A 16,705-nucleotide genomic window follows, 5' to 3' on the forward strand; every position below is an offset into this window, starting at 1 on the left:
CGAAGTGAACGTCCGCGCAATATGCCGCGACAAACCGCCATGCCCCAGCTCCGCGCCATCGCTGCCGCGCTCCTCATCCTGCTTGCCGCGTCACCGCAGGCGCACGCCACGGCCGAGCACACCTATGCGAAGGGCGAGTACCCCATCATCGCGGGCGGGTGGGCGCCGAACCAGCGGCTCGCCATCGCCGTCCATGGCGAAGGCGAGGGCGCGCACGACAGGTTTCACGCCTATCTGATGTCGGAGCCGCAGCATCGCCGACTGGCGGTGCTGGACAACATCAGCCACGAGAACAATCTCGACACCGATGCCGACGCCTATTACGCGGAGTGGTCGCCCGACTCGCGCTATGTCGCGGTCTCCTTCCGTACCGAGCGTCACATCATGACGCTGAACATCTATGCGATCGAGGGCGACCGCGCGCGGCTGATCGGGACGCCGGACTTGTTTCGCAAGGCGACCGGCCGCACCGTCGTGGTCAAGACCGACGGCGACATGCGCACCTATGTCCCCACGGTAACGTGGCGGGGGCCGCGCCGCTACGACTTCAACGACTACCGTCTGTTCGTCGAGGACGACAGGACGCTGGCCGACAAGATCGACGAGCTCTGCAGCGTGACCAGAATGGAGGACGGCCGCTATTCGATCGAGTTTGCGGCCCACGCCACTGTGAGGATCGGGCGGGGGAAGCGCAACCGCATCGGCAAGCTGCGGCTCGGGGTTTTCCAGCGGTAATCGTTCCCGCGAGGTCGTGTCTCAATCGCCCCCGTCGTCCCGGGGCGCGCCAGCGCGAGCCCGGGACCCATAACCACAGGGAGAGGTTTGGCGAAGACTCGTCGCTGCCAATCTTCGCCAAACACGATTCCGTGGCTATGGATCCCGGGCTCACGCTTCGCGTGCCCCGGGATGACAGCTGAGACTGCAGTAACCCGCATGCATGGCCTCAACAGCGGCCATGCCGCCTGCGCAACTGGCAATTCGCCATCGACCGACTAAACTTCATGCAATCGCTTCCATCCCTCCTTCTCCGGAACTCCCCGCATGAGCGCCCTGTTTTCCCCGATCAAGCTGCGCGGCCTGACGCTGAAGAACCGCATCATGGTGTCGCCGATGTGCCAGTATTCGGCCGACGACGGCGTCGCCACGGACTGGCACTTCACTCACATCAACAATCTCAGCCTGTCGGGCGCGTCGATGTTCTGCATCGAGGCGACCCATGTCGAGGCGATCGGCCGCATCACGCCGGGCTGCCTCGGGCTCTACAGCGATGCCTGCGAGGCCGCGCTGAAGCAGATCCTCACCTCGGTGCGCAAGCATTCCTCCACCGCGATCGCGATGCAGCTTGCCCATGCCGGGCGGAAAGCGTCGAGCGCGCGGCCCTGGGACGGCGGCCAGCTCATTCCGGAATCGCAAGGCGGCTGGCAGACGGTGGCGCCCTCGGCGCTGCCGCACAAGGAGGGCGAGGCCGCCCCGCTGGCGCTGGACGCAGCGGGCCTGAAGCGCATCCGCGACGCCTTCGTCGACTGTGCGAAGCGCGCCGACCGGCTCGGCATCGACGCCATCGAGCTGCACGGCGCGCACGGTTATCTCATGCATCAGTTCCTGTCGCCGATCTCGAACCGGCGCACGGATGAATATGGCGGCAGCCTGCAGAACCGCATGCGCTTCCCGCTCGAGATCTACGACGCCGTGCGCGCGGTGTTCCCCGCCGACAAGCCGATCGGCATGCGGGTGTCGTCGACCGACTGGGTCGAGGGCGGCTGGGATCTGCCGCAGACCATCGAATTCGCGAACGCGCTGAAGGCGCGCGGCATCGACTGGATCGATGCCTCCTCCGGCGGCGTCTCGCCGCTGCAGAAGATTCCGCTCGGCCCCGGCTATCAGGTGCCGTTCGCCGAGGCCATCCGCCGCGAGACGGGAGTGACCACCATCGCCGTCGGCCTGATCTCCGAGGCGAAGCACGCCGAGGAGATCGTAGCTGGCGGCAAGGCCGACATGGTCGCGCTCGCCCGCGGCATGCTCTACGACCCCCGCTGGGGCTGGCACGCCGCCGCCGAGCTCGGCGGCGAAGTCGAAGCCCCACCGCAATACTGGCGCTCGCAGCCCTCGACGCAAAAGGCGCTGTTCGGCAAGACCACGTTCGGAGCGCGGTGAGGGGGCGTTCGCAGCGTACCTGCTGCACCTGCGGCGCGATGACCGCCCCGCACCCTCCGTCATTGCGAGCGCAGCGAAGCAATCCAGAATCCCTCCGTGGAAAGTCTCTGGATTGCTTCGCGGACCATTTCATCGGGCCGCGCTTCGCACGGACCCGTTCGCTCGCAACGACGGTGGAAGGCAGGCGTGCGTCACACGCCTAGTTCGTCGCCCCCATAAGAGTTACTCCTCACGCATCCGTAACTCGCCTCACCTTCCACGCACCGCAAAACTGGCCTACCCTCTCTGGGAGTCAACGCCTCACGGAGGCCGGCCATGCGGTTTGGTGTTCGCAAAACTGCCCACGTGTTCGAGCGCGTGGGCCTCGCGATGGCGGGGGCCGCGTGCGGGCTGTTCGTCGGCGCATATGTCGGATCGGCGATCGCGCACCTGACCACCCAGGGCTTCCTTCTGCTGATGATGCTGCTCGGCGCGGTCGGCTTCTATCTCGGCATCGACACGCCGCAGATGCCGTTCGACGAGGCGCACAGTTCCATCGACGCCGCCGAGTTTCTGAGCTCCGCCGGCACGCTCTGCGCCACGCTCACCGCGCTCGCCTCCGTCGCCGTCATCGTGCTCCGCCTCGACCCGCACATGGCCTGGAGCTGGCTCGTCCTGGTCGGCTGGACCGGCGGCGTTGCCATGCAGATCATCGCCGGCGCCAAGGCGCGGATGCGGAAGTAGCTTTCTTGATTGTCGGAAGAGATCGTGCCGCAAGCACACTGCGTTCCCACTCTGTTGCCGTGACCTCGCAAATCACCAGCACCGTTTGGTCGGCCCCCTCTCCCCAACCCTTCCCCGCAAGGGGGGAGGGAGCCGAGCGGAGTGCCCGGCGCTGTTTTTGATCTGCAGTAAGAAGGACGTCCCTCTAAAACACCACGCCCACCCGCGTGCCGCGCTTCCACGCGATGCGGCAGCGCTTCTTGGTGTTGACGTGCAGCAGCTCGAAGCGATCGGGGATCTGCACCTGGCCGCCGAGATCGACGCAGGCCCCGCCCGGCGAATAGTCGATCAGCGTGCAGGGGATCACCGGCGCGCGTGGGTCGGTGATGATCTTGGCCTGGCGGGACACCAGGCCTGCGGGTTTCACGCGGGCATATTTACGCGGATGCATTGGCACATCTCCTCCAACTCCGCTGTCGGCATGATCTTCGAAAAGTGTGAAGCGGTTTTCCGAAAGATCATGCCGAACCAAAAAGGCTCGGCGGACTCTGTGCAGGATGATGCGGAGGAGTTGATGCGATCCGGCTAAGGTCGGCGGGAGAATTTTAATGAAAAGTGGCGGCGAGCGCGGAAAGTGGCGGTAGCGGGGTGCGGTGATGATGAGTTGCCCAGCCGTAATCTCAACCTCCGCCGTCGTCCCGGCCCCCGTGCGCAATTGCGCACTAGGCCGGGACGACACTGATCGTGTGGCGCGACTCTGCCCACCAGCGTCATTGCGAGCCAACAGGTCCGCGCGAAGCGCGGCCCGATGACAGGCTCCGCGAAGCAATCCAGAATCTTTCCGCGGAGGGACTCTGGATTGCTTCGTCGCAAGAGCTCCTCGCAATGACGTGTGGAGAGGCCGCGCCCCATCACCCCGTCACCCCCTCATCCACCCCGGCCGCCGCCACATCAGCCCCCGGCGGCACCGGCATCGGCACGGTCACGTAAGCCTTCGGCAAGTTCACCGGCTTGTAGTCCGGGTCCACCGCCATCCGCTTCAACACGCTCTCATGCACATGCGCGCCTTCGGGGATGACGCGCGGCTCGCAGTCGGGGATGTAGAAGCCGAAAGTGACCCGCCGCTCCGGCCACTCCTTGTACTTCGCGCTCTTCGGCAGATATTCCAGCAGCCGCCAGGCCGCCGTCATCGAATTGTGCAATTCGCCCGACTTCCCCTCATAGGCCGGCGGCACATATTTGAACGGCGAGTTCTTGCGCGGGACGCCCCAGGCGAGCTGGTTCACGGTGCGCGGGTTGAAGTTCAGCCCGGCCTTCTCGGCCTCCTTGATCATCCAGATCAGCGGATATTTCGATTCCCCGCTTTCCGCCTCCGGATAGCCGCCGCCGACGTCGCAATGCACGCCGGCGAACCACACCTGCAGAATGTCCTGCGGCACCTTCTTCTCGTCCGGCACATAGCGGTTGCTCCAATAGTCCTGCGGCTCCCGGTACTGCTTCAGGCGGAACATGCAGCGCTGCTCGTCGATCGCGATCGCCTGCCGGAAGATCTTGACGCTCGGATTGCGCAGCGTGAAGGCGAGCTCCTCCAGGCTGATCACGAAGAAGAAATTGTCGCGCCGCGGCACGATCACGCTCGCCACCGTGTCCCAGACGCCGATGAAGTGGATGGTCGGCCAGCGCGTCGAGGTGATGCGCGCGAACTGCGCGGCGAGGTCGAATTCGTCCTTCGGCAGCGGCCCGTTCTCGTCGGTGACGATGTCCTTGAGGTCCTCGACGTCGTTGCCGCGCCCGGTGCCGGAATATTGCTTGTAGGCGACGAGGCCCGAGCCTGCGAGGTTCGCCTGCTCCGGCGAGATCAGGCCGATCTTGTGAATGAGCCCCGCCAGCACGCGCACCGTGTAGGCCCCGCGCGAAAAACCGAACAGGTAGATCTTGTCGCCGGGCGCGTAATGCTCGACCAGGAAGCAATAGGCCGACAGCACGTTGGCATCCAGCCCGTAGCCGGTGGCGAGCCCCAGCACCAGGTTGATGTTGGCCTTCCAGCGGTGCCACGTCGTCGGCTCCGTCACCGTGCCGACCCCGGGATCGTAGAACACCATCTGCCGCGGATGCGTCTTGTCCGTCTTGCGCAGGCAGCGATAGAGCTTCAGGACGTTGGAGATGTTCTCCGAAATCTCGTTGCCGGTGCCGTCACAACAGATGACGAGGTTTTTCGGATCAAGCTTGTGGCCGGTATTGGCTGCGTGCTCCATGGGATGCGCCTCCGGGTGATGCTACCCGGGCGAGTATAGCGGAGTTGCGCGACGGAGTGGAGACGATGGTGGGCGTTGCGACGGCGGTGCGCTCCCTCGCCCCGCCCTTCGCGGGGAGAGGGTTGGGGTGAGGGGCTGCCTCCACAAAAACGGTGGCAGAGTGACTCGCGGACCCGGAATTTGCTCCGCAAATTTCGCCTCTCCCCGCAGGCGGGGAGAGGCGAAGAATCCCACCCTACTTCTTCTTCGCCGGCCCGAAATCCGGCTGCCAGGCCGCCTCCTTGCGGCTTGGTGCCGCGGCGATCACCTTGGCTTTGTCCTTCTTCGGCTTCTTGGCTTCGCGATTGCTGCGTTGCTGTCCCTTGGCCATGACGTTCGTCTCCTCTGCCATTGAACGCGCGAGAATGCGACAGCGTACGCCTGTGGCCCGGCGATAGCGAGCGCAAAGGCGGACGCCTGCGCGCCGATGTCGCCCGAGAGAACGTCCAAGAGAACGTCCATGAGAACGTCCGAGAGAACGTCCAAGAGAACATCCAAGAAAGCGTTGGCTATTGCCGCTCAATGAGCGCATGCTTTGCACCAGCGAGCGTTGGTTTGGGGCCAGGCTTCGCGAAAGGCAGGCCTGCATGACCATCCGCTCGCGGCGCGAAACCATCACCGCGGATGCGCGAGCGTCCGACGGGAGCGCCGCCCATGACTGACCATCCCGTCGATCTCGACAAGCATCGCGGCATGGCCGCGCAGAAGGCGACCGACCTGCGCCGCGCGCTGGCCGAGGTCGAGAGCAATGCCAGGCAGCTGCGCGAGCGCGAGGCCGATCTCGAAAACCGCCTGATGACGGTGCCCGCCGCCTCCTGGTCCGAAGCCGCGGTGAAGGCGCGCTACCTCCTCAACCTCTACGCCGCGAGCCTGCCGGTCGAGGACTCTCGCCACCGCGCACTGGTCGCCGCGCTGTTCGACGATTTCGCCCGGCTCAACGGGGAGAGCTGAAGGCGGCCCGGCTGCGTGCGGCAACGAAGGTGCGGGCGTGGGAAGCTGTCGTCCTGGCGACGGCCAGGACCCATAACCACCGAAGCGCGTTGTTGCGAAAGATCGTGCCACAGCGTGCCTCGACAACACTCACCGGGGGATGGGTCCTGGCGCCCGTGCGCAATTGCGCACCAGGCCAGGACGACGTCGAGGTGAGTTTACGCGCCTCACGCGATCATCGCGTTGCCAGGCAACCCGCGAAAGGACTTTCCCCATGACCCTCACCAGCGGCCGCTACATCGGCCTCGAATACGACCGGATGATCGTGCTGTTCTCCATGCAGGACGGCCCGCGCGAGATCGGTTGCGCGATCTCGACCTCGGCGATGGACGATCTCGAACGCGGCCCGAAGGTCGCCCCCGAGCATCGCGAAGCCCAGTTCACCCGCCTGCGCGACCGCATCGAAGCCTGCGCCGCCAGCAAATACCGCGCCTGCGAATTCGAAGGCACCCCGCCCGGCATCGTGCTGCGCAGCATCGATTTTCGGGGGTAGGGGGAGGCGGCTACCGCGGCAGTGTCGTGACATTAACCGTCTGTTAACCATGCGGTCGCCTAATGTTGACGATGGGGGGATCACCATGTCGGCCCATGTGACGCGACCGAAGTTGATGCCTGTTTCGGCCGATCCGGCCATCCGGTCGGTGGCGAGGCTGGCGGTTCGCGCCAAGGCCGTCCTACAGGGCAAAGCGCCTGTCCTACGGAGCAAAGCCATGTTCGGAAAGGACGACTTAGTGGACAATCTCAGCCGCGATCTCGATCGCGCGCGCGGAAGACGAGATGCGCTCGCATCCGAAGCCACGACCCTGGCGGCCCAGATCGCCGAAATCGAAGCCCGCCTTTCGGAGGAGAAGAAAAGGCGTGAGCGTGAGCGCGTCTTGAGCGAGGTCGAAGCGATCAAGACGCGAATCAAGCAGGCCGCCGGCGCGTTTGCGCCTGTCGTCGATGGTCTCTCGAGGGCGATCGAGCAGGCTGCGGCGGTCGTGCCCGAGGCGCGCGAGCTCAATAGTTTCCTGGTGTCGGTGGCGAGCGAGATCGACAGCGTGCTCGATCCCCTGCTCCGCGAACTGGATCAGCGCGCGGATGCGGTGCGAACCGGACAGGCGGCGCTGGACCTGCCGAGTTCGGCCATTGAAGCGCCGCCCATCGAGCTGCCAAAGGACACCAACGAGCGCCTGCTTCGTTTTCCGGCGTGGCTGTCCCGCGACAAGGAAACGGACAGGAAGGACGCCGCCGAGAGCCCGCGCAGCACGGCGGCGTGAAGCATCGGCGCGCTCTAAGCGCGCGGTCTTCCGGAGCAGAATGGCTTTTGGTTGGATCGATCGGGCTGCGGGCTCGTTCAACCTCTCCCGCTTGCGGGGGAGGTCGGCGCGAAGCGCCGGGTGGGGGCTCTTTCCACATTGGAGTGTCCCATTGCGGAAACACCCTCTCCCCAACCCTCTCCCGCAAGCGGGAGAGGGAGCCCACCGCGTGCGTGGCTAGAACAAGGCTGATCTCAGTGTTGTCGCGTAGCAGCGATTTAGTTCCGGCATCGGAGCCGGGCGACCCCGGCTGTCGCCACCGCTCAGTTGGCGGCGCGGCGCAGGAAGGCCGGGATATCGAGAACGGCCTCGTCGGGCGCATTGCGCGCAGGGGCGCGGCGTTGAGGATCGAGCGGCTGCAGCGCCGCCTGCCGCGCATAGTCCAGGCCCGGCCTTGCCGGTGGCCCCACGGGGTGGTGCGGCTGCGGGCGGAGCGGCGGGCTTGCCGCTTGCGGAAGGGGCGCACTGCGCTCGATGCGATCGGCGATGCGACGGCCGTCGTTGCGCAGCCTGCCGGCGAGCTGGGTGAGGGCGGTTTCCACCGGGTGCGCCTGCGCCGGATCGAGATTATCGATCCCGGTCGCCACCACCGAGACGCGGACGATGCCTTCGAGGCTTTCATCGAACGAGGCGCCGACGATGATGTTGGCGTCCGGGTCGGCCTCGTCGCGAATGCGGGTCGCGGCTTCGTCGACCTCGTACAGCATCAGATCCTTGCCGCCGGTGATGGAGATGATGAGGCCACTGGCACGCTTGATCGAGGGATTCTCGATCAGCGGATTGGAGATCGCGGCCACGGCGGCGGCGAGCACGCGCTTCTCGCCGGAAGCCTCGCCCCGTCCCATCATGGCCTTGCCCTTCTCCTTCATGACGGAGAGGACGTCGGCAAAATCGAGATTGATCAGCCCTTCCTTGACGATGAGGTCGCTGATGCAGGCCACGCCCGAATAGAGCACCTGGTCGGCAAGGGCGAAGGCATCGGCGAACGTGGTCTTCTCGCTGGCCACCCGGAACAGGTTCTGGTTCGGGATGATCAGGAGGGTGTCGACCGTCTTCAGCAGCTCCTCGATGCCGGCTTCGGCAAAGCGCATGCGGCGCTGGCCCTCGAAGTAGAACGGCTTGGTGACCACGCCGATGGTGAGAATGCCGAGCTCGCGCGCGATCCTGGCGACGATGGGGGCAGCCCCGGTGCCGGTGCCGCCGCCCATGCCGGCCGTCACGAACACCATGTGCGCGCCGGTCAATTGCTCGCGGATCGTGTCGATCGCCTCTTCGGCCGCGGCGCGTCCCAGTTCCGGCTGCGAGCCGGCGCCGAGGCCTGCGGTCACCCTTGTGCCGAGCTGGATGAGGCGCTCCGCCTTCGACATCGCCAGCGCCTGTGCGTCGGTGTTGGCGACGACGAACTCGACCCCTTGCAGCCCCGCCGTGATCATGTTGTTGACGGCATTGCCGCCGGCGCCGCCGACGCCGAACACGACGATGCGGGCCTTCATTTCATGGATATCGGTATTGCCTGCCATTTTCCCCTCGCGATTGCTCCGGCAAGCCGGGAATTAAAGAAAGTCTCGAGTGCTACCTGCGGGCCGCATGATCCGGACCCGGAGGGCCGCGCCAGCGCAAAGCGCGCCGCGGTTTCCCCTCGCGACAAACGCGGAACGCGTTTGCGCGGAGATCATGCGCAAACAACGACCTGAGGCGCGATGACGATTCATCGATGATCTCATCGCGCTCTCGCCGTGCGGTCCGCTTGCACGATGGAAGCGGCCAGATGTCCCAATCGGCGCGCGGCGTATCCCGCGATCGTCCCGCCGGGGCGGCGATCGTTCCGCAGCGCCGTCACTTCGTCTTCCAGTCGTGCCGCCCATGCATTGGCGGCCGTCGTCTCGGCGGCCGCCTGCGTCAGCTCGACGGCGAGGCGATCGGCACGCTCGCGCTCGCGCTCGAACACGGCCCTGTAGGCGGCCGCGACGTCTTCGAGCCGCGCGATCTCCGCCTTGAAGGCCTGGGTCTTGATTGCCTCGATCCTTGCCATGGAGGCATCGATGGGGTCTATGCAGCGGCCCCTTCGTGGGCGGGGCGTGTACCGGAGCGCGGCGAGATCAACGCTCACCAGGGCTTTGCCGTCCTCCGAGCGCGAGCGCGGCAGGCGGCGACGTCTCGCCAGCGACCGCGCGGCCTCGCGCGAGATATCGAGGCGGGCACTGAGATCGGCATACGTCAACAACTCAACGCACATCGGCGCTTCTCCTGGAGCGAACCGGGAAGGCATTTCGAGCTAATGATGGCTGGACGATTACCGCAGGCTAGGCTGCGTTGGTTAATGCAAGGTTAACGGGCGCGGGGTGCTGTTTACGGGTGGCGTAGCTGTGCCGGCCTGGGGATCGCAGGGCACCATCTACCGCGGCCGCGTCTTGTCCGTCTTGCGCAGGCAGCGATGGAGCTTCAGGGCGTTGGAGATGTTCTCCGAGATCTCGGTGCCGGTGCCGTCACTGCGGATGACGAGGTTTTTCGGTGAGGGCTTGTGGTCGGTGTCGCGCGGGGTGATGCTATCGGAGCGAGTATAGCGGAAAATTTGAAGATTTTGGTGACTAGCTTGCGAACTAAGCCCTAGCAGAATTCGACGCGATCGAGTTTTGCCAAACCCATTGATCGAAGCTACGGCGGGGGAGGCCTAACAAATCGGCCGCATACGAAAAGACCAATTTCAGACGATCGTAGTCTTTTACCTCAATACCTGCATCAGCGGCGAAAGATCGGAGGTGTCTGTCAATCGGAATACAATCAACACCTACTAAGCACGCAAGATAGTCAACCGTTTTGGGTCCAATCCCGGGTATCAATAGGAGCTCCTTGCGAGAGCTGTCGTCCTGAATCCAAACGCGGAGCTGTGCGGTCTCGTGCACGCCAGCTTGCTCAAGCAGAAGTACCAATTTGACAAATCTGTCGATCTTCTCTGGATGCTTCCACATCAAGAAATCAGAAATCATTCCAGAATTGACGATCGATACGACGCCGCCGAGAGTCTTGGCATGTGGAAAGAGATCGACAATTCTCGTAACCCTCGCATGAACGACAGTGCGATAGTTTAGTCCCGCTTGAAGAATGCTGTCTGCTAAAACTGCTCCCAAATGTGTTGACGTAGATCGTCGATCAATTAATGAGTTAGTCGCTCCTCGATTGCGTGCGTATGTAGCAATCTCTCGGGCTAATGCCAAAACTTCCAAAGCCTGTTGAATTGCATGCGGCGGCGTCATGTTGCAAGCCCCGCTCCCTCGATCGCCTTGATCCGTTCGACGCAATTCGGACAAGCACCACACGGGATGTCGCTGTAAACTTGGCAGGAAAAAGTACTTCCGATTGGTACTTCCAAGCCTCTGGCGAGTTCAACGATCTCGGTTTTGGTCTTGTCTCGGAAGGGCATATTAAAGCGAACTGGTCCGACATTCTCCGCTAGAGCGTCCAGACTGTTCAGGAACGTGGCCGAGCAGTCTAATTCTTTGGCGTGATTGCTATTTATGAATCCACTGTAAACTTGAGTTAGCTTGACTGTCTGAGCAACTGCTGCCGCACAGGAAAAGAAAAGCAGTGTTCTGTATGGGATATACAGGTCACTATCGTCAACATTGTCCAACCACAGATTTGGTTCGGCGATGAGACGTGATTTGGAGCCACAAAATATCCCGGAAATGTCTATGCGTCGTGGAGCGATCACTCGGGTCTTTGGCAGGACATGATGGAGCGTTGCCCATTCTGTTTCGACGCAATGTTGACCATAGTCGAAAAAGATTGGGAGGATAGTTTCTCCTTTCTCATGCAGCCAATACGCGACGGTAGTTGAATCAAGTCCCCCAGAGGCGAGCAACAACACGGGGGTCATGATGATTGCTCGCTAAGGCAACTGAACGTAGCATTTAGGCAGGTATCCAGATTGTCCGAGTAGCAGCGGCTACCCTCAAAGCCGCCGAACTCGCGCATGCAGTAGTTCAGAGCAACCTCTCCACCATGTCCGAACGGAGGATGTCCAAGATCGTGGCAGAAGCCCGCGGTCTGAATGAGACTCCGCGGAGGAATGTATGCGTAGGCAGGATGTTGATTGAAGTCCTTCCTCAATTGTTCTGCAATTCCACCGGCTACCTGTGCTACTTCGAGGGAATGCGTCAGCCGGGTGCGATAGAAATCGCTGTCCCCCAGATTGAGAATTTGGGTCTTCCCTTGCAGCCGCCTAAATGATCCGGAGTGAACAATCCGGGCATAGTCGACGTCGTGCGGACCACGCGCGTCATCACTATGGGGCTTCCAACCGCTGCGACGCTCTAGCCAGACGTCCATTGCTTGCCTCAAATCGACGAGTGCGCATCTATAGCGCAGGCTGCTGTAGCATTCGACCGATGATCTATCGAACGTCGCCCCCAAAAACAAAAACGGCCGGATCTTTCGATCCGGCCGTCACGCAAAACTCTACTGGCTAAGCTTACGCCACGCGACGCTACTTAGCCCCCGCCCTAACAGGAAATCTTAGCTGGCCTTCTTCGCCGGCGCGTCGCCGACCTTCTTCTGGATGGCGCGCTTCAGCTCGAGGGCGCGCGGCGACAGGGCGTCGGCGTTGGCCTTGAGCAGGAAGGCATCGAGGCCGCCATTGTGGTCGACGCTCTTCACCGCGTTGGTGGAGACGCGCAGGCGCACGTTGCGCTCCAGGGCTTCCGAGATGAACGTCACGTTGACGAGGTTCGGCAGGAAGCGGCGCTTGGTCTTGATGTTGGAGTGGCTGACCTTGTGGCCGACGAGGGGGCCCTTGGCCGTCAGTTCGCAGCGGCGAGACATGTCACAAATCCTTTAGTTCGAGCCCCAAACGAGTTGCGGCCGCCATTCGGGGCGCCACAGGGGCAAATTCTCTGTCCTTGCAGGGAGCGGGCGGACGTATAGGGGGGAAGGGGCGGGTAGTCAAGGTTTTGGGCGGCGTTTCGTGCTCGCCGCATGCCCCACATCAGGTGTCATCGCCCGCCTAGGCGGGCGATCCAGTATTCCACCGGCGGCGCGGCTGGAGTCGAGGGGGCGCGGCATCCTGGATGCCCCGGTCAAGCCGGGGCATGACAAGTGGAAATGGGGGAGGCAAGGGTGCGCCCCCGCGACGCACCCTGATCACCAAAACGGCAATGATTGAAACGCCTTACCATCACATAAAGGGCGTATTCGCGCCCGAAGACTCCGGTGGAGTTCCCGGTGTTTTGCACTTCGGGCGGATTGCTTGCCGCGATTTTTGGCTTAACTAACATGGCCTGACGGCCCCATTGGATGGCTTCGTGGATACCCTGACTCCATACCTGCCCCGGCTGCGTGCGGCCGGTAGGCTGGCCTTCGCGGCCCTTTTTGGGCTCGTCCTGGCGTGGGGGGCCGATCCCGCGGCCGCGCAGGGCAAGCTCGAGGCGCAGTATGAGGCGACGCTGTCGGGCATTCCCGTCGGCAAGGGCGCCTGGAACATCGACATCCAGGACGACGTGTTCGCGGCCGCGGCCAGCGGCGGCACCACGGGGCTGCTAAAATCGTTCACGGGCGGGTCCGGCACCGGCGCCAGCCAAGGCCGCGTCGTCAACGGCGCGCTGGTTGCGACCGGCTACCAGGCCTCTACCACCACCCAGAAGAAGACCGAAGAGATCCACATCACCCTCGACAAGGGCAATGTGAAGGAGTTCGGCATCGTGCCGGAGCCGCCGGTCGATCCCGACCGCATCGTCGTCACCGATGCGCATCGCCGCGGCGTCTGGGACCCGATGACGGCCTCGCTGCTGCGCGTGCCCGGCACCGGCGACCCTGTTACGCCCGAGGCCTGCCACAACGCCGCCCCCGTGTTCGACGGCCGCATGCGCTATGATCTGAAGCTCGATTTCAAGCGCATGGAGACGGTGAAGGCCGAGAAGGGCTATCGTGGCCCGGTCGTGGTCTGCACGCTCTATTTCGTGCCGGTCGCCGGCTACATACCCGACCGCCCCGTGATCAAATACCTCGCCGCCCAGCGCAACATCGAGATCGCATTCGCGCCTGTGGCGGGCACGCGCATCCTGGTTCCGTTCTGGCTGAAAGTGCCGACGCCCTTGGGGCCGGCGATGCTGGAAGCGACCAGCTTCATCACCTCGCCCCAGCCGCCAAGGGTGGCGAAGACGCAGTAGCTCTCTCCGTCATTCCGGGGCGCGCCCCTTAGCGCAAGCCCGGAATCCATTGTGAGACAAATGCTGCGGCTTGATGGATTTCCGGGCTCGCGCTGCGCCCGCGCCCTGGAATGACGAAGGCGAAAGTCTGTCAAAAAAAGCATAATGATTTCAATGGCTCTCTACTGTGCATGGGGTTGTTTTCGCAGTTTCGTTTTGGGCAGCCCCGGGGCGGAAATCCATTTGACTCCTCTCCGATTCTGATTCGACTCAACGCCGTCCCCAATTTTAAGGAACCCGCCCTCGAAACGCCGCTTGTGCGGCAGGGCAAAACTCCATCTAGTGCACGCCTAAGACGAGTCCCGCGACATGTTGCGTGAACGGAACGGGACTCAATCGGGAGTCAGCGATTCGGCCGCGATTCGTTCTAGAGTCGTTCCGAAGCTTAAAGAGAACGGGAAAAGCGTCGCAAATTGAAACAGTTGCGTGAGGTTTGGGGAGGGCGGTCCCACACCCGCGGTGTGATCGCCCGGTCGAGCCGGGGCATGACAGCGGAGTGCCTGGTGGCAGCACCGCGTTCGGAGACATGGCTGACACCCCGCAAGTCGCCTCACCGCCCCAAACAGCACTGACATTCGCCCAAATCGGCACTACCTAATCCCCCAGACATGGCCTTCTCTCCTTCCCCCTTCGCTTCCGAGCGCGCGCTTGCCGATCGAGTTCCTGGCGCGGGCGTCACTGCGGTGCTCGGGCCGACCAACACCGGCAAGACCCATCTCGCCATCGAGCGGATGCTGGCGCATCCCTCGGGCGTGATCGGGCTGCCGCTGCGCCTGCTCGCGCGCGAGGTCTACAACAAGATCGCCGATCGCGCGGGTGTGGAGAGCGTCGCGCTGGTCACGGGCGAAGAGAAGATCAAGCCGAAGAACCCGCGCTATTGGGTCTCCACCGTCGAGGCGATGCCGCGCGACCTTGATGTCTCCTTCCTCGCCGTCGACGAGGTCCAGATCGCATCTGATCTGGAGCGCGGCCATGTCTTCACCGACCGCATCCTCAACCGCCGCGGCCGCGACGAGACGCTGCTCTTGGGCGCTGCGACCATGCGCCCGATCATCGAGCGGCTTCTGCCGGGCGTCTCAATGATCACGCGCCCGCGGCTGTCGCAGCTTGAATTCGCCGGCGACCGCAAGATCACGCGCCAGCCGCGCCGCACCGCCATCGTCGCCTTCTCGGCAGATGAAGTCTACGCCATCGCCGAGCTGATCCGCCGCCAGCATGGCGGCGCCGCCGTTGTGCTCGGCTCGCTGTCGCCGCGCACGCGCAATGCGCAGGTCGCGATGTTCCAGAACGGCGACGTCGATTATCTCGTCGCCACCGACGCCGTCGGCATGGGCCTCAATCTCGACGTCGACCACGTCGCGTTTGCCTCCGACCGCAAGTTCGACGGCTACCAGTTCCGCCGCCTGACGCCGTCGGAATTCGCACAGATCGCGGGGCGCGCCGGCCGGGCCACGCGCAACGGCACCTTCGGCACCACGGGTCGCTGCGCGCCGTTCGAGCCCGAGCTCGTCAACGCGCTGCAGAATCACACCTTCGATGCCGTGAAGATGCTGCAATGGCGCAATTCGAAGCTGGATTTCTCCTCGCTCGGCGCGCTGCAGGTGTCGCTGAACCTCGCCCCCGGCCATGAGGCACTGACGCGCGCGCCGATCGCCGAGGACATGCGCGTGCTCGACCATGCCGCCCGCGACGTCGAGGTGCGCGATATCGCGCATGGCAAGGCCGCGGTGGAGCGGCTCTGGGAGGCCTGCCAGGTCCCCGATTACCGAAAGCTGTCGCCGGCCGCCCATGCCGAGCTGGTGACGACGCTGTACGGCTTCCTGATGCAGAAGGGCTGCATCCCCGATTCCTGGTTCGCCGCCCAGGTCGACCAGGCCGACCGCGTCGACGGCGACATCGACACGCTGTCGGCCCGGATCGCGCAGATCCGTACCTGGACCTTCGTCGCCAACCGCCCGGACTGGCTGAAAGACCCCGAACGCTGGCAGGGGATTACACGGGAGGTCGAAAATAAATTATCGGATGCGCTCCATGAACGCTTGACTGAGCGTTTCGTTGATCGCCGGACCAGTGTATTGATGCGCCGCCTGCGGGAGAACACGAGCTTGAATACTGAAATCGGCAAGACCGGCGAAGTCATCGTCGAAGGCCATGTCATCGGCCGCCTCGACGGCTTCACCTTTGCACCGGATGCGGCGGAGGCCGGCTCCGATGCGAAAGCCTTGCAGGCTGCAGCGCAGGCGGTGCTCGCCGGCGAGATCAACGCGCGCGCCGAAAAACTGGGCAACGCGCCGGACGAGCAGTTCGTGCTCACTTCAGAGGGCATCATCCGCTGGACCGGCGATGCCGTGGCGCGGCTGTCCGCCGCAGACGACGCGCTGCATCCGCGCATCCGCATCATCTCCGACGAGCGCCTGACCGGTGGCCCCCGCGAGAAGGTGCAGGCGCGCCTCGACCTCTGGCTCAAGACCCACATCGAAAAGCTGCTCGGGCCGATGTTCGAGCTCTCCAAGGCCGAGGACGTCACCGGCATTGCCCGCGGCATCGCCTATCAGCTGGTCGAGGCGCTCGGCGTGCTCGAGCGTCCCAGAATTGCGAACGAGCTGAAGGATCTCGACCAGCCCTCGCGCGCGACGCTGCGCAAATACGGCGTCCGCTTCGGCGCCTACCACATCTATTTCCCCGGCCTGCTCAAGCCCGCCGCGCGTGCGCTCGCAGCGCTCTTGTGGGCGCTGAAGCAGGACAATGTCGATCTGTCCTCGCTCTCGGGCGCGCAGCATCTGGCTTCATCCGGGCGCACCTCTTTTCCGGTCGACAAGGCGCTGCCGCGCGATGCCTATCGCGTGCTCGGCTACAAGCAGGCCGGCGAGCGCGCCGTGCGCGTCGACATCCTGGAGCGCCTCGCCGATCTGATCCGCCCGGCGCTGGCCTGGCGCGAGAACTCGCCCGGCGAAAAGCCCGCCGGCGCCTTCGACGGCCGCAGCTTCGTGGTGACGCAGGCGATGACCTCGCTCACCGGCTCGGCCGGTGAGGACTTTGCATCCGTGCTGCGCGCGCTCGGCTA

General features: G+C 64.0%; 17 protein-coding genes and 1 pseudogene. 8 read left to right on the plus strand and 10 right to left on the minus strand.

The window, feature by feature from the left end:
- Positions 1-39 precede the first annotated feature (39 nt).
- The 3 genes from A5906_RS40145 (at position 40) to A5906_RS40155 (ending at position 2,877) form a co-directional block, all read left to right on the plus strand.
- Positions 40-735, plus strand: a complete 696-nt coding sequence (locus tag A5906_RS40145; protein WP_080140573.1) for a hypothetical protein — start codon at positions 40-42, stop codon at positions 733-735.
- Between the two features lie 306 nt (positions 736-1,041).
- Complete coding sequence (locus tag A5906_RS40150; protein WP_080140574.1) at positions 1,042-2,154, plus strand: NADH:flavin oxidoreductase/NADH oxidase; 1,113 nt, start codon at positions 1,042-1,044, stop codon at positions 2,152-2,154.
- Between the two features lie 315 nt (positions 2,155-2,469).
- Positions 2,470-2,877: a hypothetical protein gene (locus A5906_RS40155; RefSeq protein ID WP_080140575.1), complete on the plus strand. Its 408-nt coding sequence runs from the start codon at positions 2,470-2,472 to the stop codon at positions 2,875-2,877.
- A 184-nt stretch (positions 2,878-3,061) separates the two neighbouring features.
- Here the strand turns inward: A5906_RS40155 and A5906_RS40160 are convergent, their stop codons facing one another.
- The 3 genes from A5906_RS40160 to A5906_RS46070 all read right to left on the minus strand — a co-directional run bounded on the left by A5906_RS40160 (position 3,062) and on the right by A5906_RS46070 (position 5,481).
- Positions 3,062-3,307 carry a PilZ domain-containing protein gene (locus A5906_RS40160; protein ID WP_026312067.1) on the minus strand — a complete coding sequence of 82 codons (246 nt, stop codon included), beginning with the start codon at positions 3,305-3,307 and terminating at the stop codon, positions 3,062-3,064.
- 460 nt (positions 3,308-3,767) lie between these two features.
- Positions 3,768-5,111, minus strand: coding sequence for a T6SS phospholipase effector Tle1-like catalytic domain-containing protein (locus A5906_RS40165; RefSeq protein WP_080140576.1), 1,344 nt, complete (start codon positions 5,109-5,111; stop codon positions 3,768-3,770).
- 235 nt (positions 5,112-5,346) lie between these two features.
- Positions 5,347-5,481, minus strand: a complete 135-nt coding sequence (locus A5906_RS46070) for a hypothetical protein (protein ID WP_260387632.1) — start codon at positions 5,479-5,481, stop codon at positions 5,347-5,349.
- Positions 5,482-5,804: 323 nt separating this feature from the next.
- Between A5906_RS46070 and A5906_RS40170 the strand changes: the two genes are divergently transcribed.
- The 3 genes from A5906_RS40170 (at position 5,805) to A5906_RS40180 (ending at position 7,399) form a co-directional block, all read left to right on the plus strand.
- Positions 5,805-6,101 (plus strand): hypothetical protein, encoded by a 297-nt coding sequence (locus A5906_RS40170; RefSeq protein ID WP_080140696.1) that lies wholly within the window; start codon positions 5,805-5,807, stop codon positions 6,099-6,101.
- Positions 6,102-6,354: 253 nt separating this feature from the next.
- On the plus strand, positions 6,355-6,633 hold the full coding sequence (locus tag A5906_RS40175; protein ID WP_080140577.1) for a DUF1488 family protein: 279 nt from the start codon (positions 6,355-6,357) through the stop codon (positions 6,631-6,633).
- Positions 6,634-6,850: 217 nt separating this feature from the next.
- Positions 6,851-7,399: a hypothetical protein gene (locus A5906_RS40180; RefSeq protein WP_245327149.1), complete on the plus strand. Its 549-nt coding sequence runs from the start codon at positions 6,851-6,853 to the stop codon at positions 7,397-7,399.
- Positions 7,400-7,701: 302 nt separating this feature from the next.
- Here the strand turns inward: A5906_RS40180 and ftsZ are convergent, their stop codons facing one another.
- The 7 genes and pseudogenes from ftsZ to rpmB all read right to left on the minus strand — a co-directional run bounded on the left by ftsZ (position 7,702) and on the right by rpmB (position 12,259).
- Positions 7,702-8,958, minus strand: a complete 1,257-nt coding sequence (ftsZ, locus tag A5906_RS40190; RefSeq protein ID WP_080140579.1) for a cell division protein FtsZ — start codon at positions 8,956-8,958, stop codon at positions 7,702-7,704.
- Positions 8,959-9,158: 200 nt separating this feature from the next.
- A complete protein-coding gene (locus A5906_RS40195) occupies positions 9,159-9,674 on the minus strand; it encodes a hypothetical protein (RefSeq protein WP_080140580.1) in 516 nt (171 codons plus the stop codon).
- Positions 9,675-9,836: 162 nt separating this feature from the next.
- A pseudogene (locus A5906_RS45890) lies at positions 9,837-9,983 on the minus strand (DUF2235 domain-containing protein); the annotation flags it as partial.
- A gap of 55 nt (positions 9,984-10,038) precedes the next feature.
- Positions 10,039-10,692, minus strand: coding sequence for an HhH-GDP family DNA glycosylase (locus A5906_RS42330; RefSeq protein ID WP_136615839.1), 654 nt, complete (start codon positions 10,690-10,692; stop codon positions 10,039-10,041).
- Positions 10,689-11,315 (minus strand): 7-cyano-7-deazaguanine synthase, encoded by a 627-nt coding sequence (locus tag A5906_RS40205; RefSeq protein WP_080140582.1) that lies wholly within the window; start codon positions 11,313-11,315, stop codon positions 10,689-10,691. The genes A5906_RS42330 and A5906_RS40205 overlap by 4 nt, the downstream gene beginning before the upstream one ends.
- Positions 11,312-11,767, minus strand: a complete 456-nt coding sequence (gene dgt / locus A5906_RS40210; protein ID WP_080140583.1) for a dGTP triphosphohydrolase — start codon at positions 11,765-11,767, stop codon at positions 11,312-11,314. Before dgt ends, A5906_RS40205 begins: the two co-directional genes overlap by 4 nt.
- A 186-nt stretch (positions 11,768-11,953) precedes the next feature.
- Positions 11,954-12,259, minus strand: a complete 306-nt coding sequence (rpmB, locus tag A5906_RS40215; protein WP_080140584.1) for a 50S ribosomal protein L28 — start codon at positions 12,257-12,259, stop codon at positions 11,954-11,956.
- A 479-nt stretch (positions 12,260-12,738) separates the two neighbouring features.
- Between rpmB and A5906_RS40220 the strand changes: the two genes are divergently transcribed.
- Positions 12,739-13,602 carry a DUF3108 domain-containing protein gene (locus tag A5906_RS40220; protein ID WP_136615840.1) on the plus strand — a complete coding sequence of 288 codons (864 nt, stop codon included), beginning with the start codon at positions 12,739-12,741 and terminating at the stop codon, positions 13,600-13,602.
- Positions 13,603-14,249: 647 nt separating this feature from the next.
- Positions 14,250-16,705: helicase-related protein (locus tag A5906_RS40225; RefSeq protein WP_245327150.1), on the plus strand; the 2,456-nt coding region annotated here is incomplete at its 3' end.

The organism is Bradyrhizobium sacchari (genome assembly GCF_002068095.1).
Classification (GTDB): Bacteria; Pseudomonadota; Alphaproteobacteria; order Rhizobiales; family Xanthobacteraceae; genus Bradyrhizobium; species Bradyrhizobium sacchari.